The sequence below is a fragment of the Aquipuribacter aurantiacus genome (genome assembly GCF_051216895.1).
Classification (GTDB): Bacteria; Actinomycetota; Actinomycetes; order Actinomycetales; family JBBAYJ01; genus Aquipuribacter.
The window spans coordinates 1-786 of sequence record NZ_JBPKAO010000041.1; the positions used below are offsets into that span (position 1 = coordinate 1).

At 70.4% G+C, this 786-nt stretch carries 1 protein-coding gene; it reads left to right on the top strand.

Annotated elements, in window-relative coordinates; all coding sequences use genetic code 11:
• On the top strand, window positions 1-609 hold a 609-nt coding region (locus tag ACR80Q_RS18310), incomplete at its 5' end, for an ABC transporter ATP-binding protein (protein ID WP_435379086.1).
• Window positions 610-786 lie beyond the last annotated feature (177 nt).

Here is a 786-nt window from a genome sequence, read left to right on the forward strand (position 1 = left end):
AACGGGGCCGGCAAGTCGACGCTGCTCAAGTCCATGTTCGGCCTGGTCAAGGTGCGAGAGGGCAGCATCACGCTGCGCGGCGAGGAGATCACCGGCCTCAAGGCCAACAAGCTCGTCAGCAAGGGTGTCGGGTTCGTCCCGCAGAACAACAACGTGTTCCCCTCCCTCACCATCGAGGAGAACATGCAGATGGGTTGCTACCAGGCGCCGAAGAAGTTCAAGGAGCGGTTCGGCGTCGTCACCGACCTGTTCCCCACCCTCGGCGAGCGTCGTTCGCAGCGGGCGGGCTCGCTGTCCGGCGGTGAGCGGCAGATGGTCGCGATGGGTCGCGCGCTCATGATGGACCCGAGCGTCCTGCTGCTCGACGAGCCGTCTGCGGGTCTGTCGCCGGCCAAGCAGGACGAGGTGTTCCTGCGCACCCGGGAGATCAACGCCACAGGGGTCTCGGTCATCATGGTCGAGCAGAACGCCCGACGGTGCCTGCAGATCTGCGACCGCGGGTACGTCCTGGACCAGGGCCGCAACGCCTACACCGGCGCCGGCCGGGCCCTGGCCAACGACCCCAAGGTCATCGAGCTGTACCTGGGGACGCTCGGCAAGGTCGACTGACCGCGCCGCACCGTCCCCCGACGCCCGGTCCTCCGTCCAGGAGGGCCGGGCGTCGTCGTCGGGCGGCGTGCGGCGAGAACGCCCGCACCAGGGGCGTGCTGCGAGAGGTGCCGCACCAGGGGCGGGCGGCCCGGCGCTACCCGCCCCGCTCGCCCCTCCGCCCGTCCGCCCGTCCGC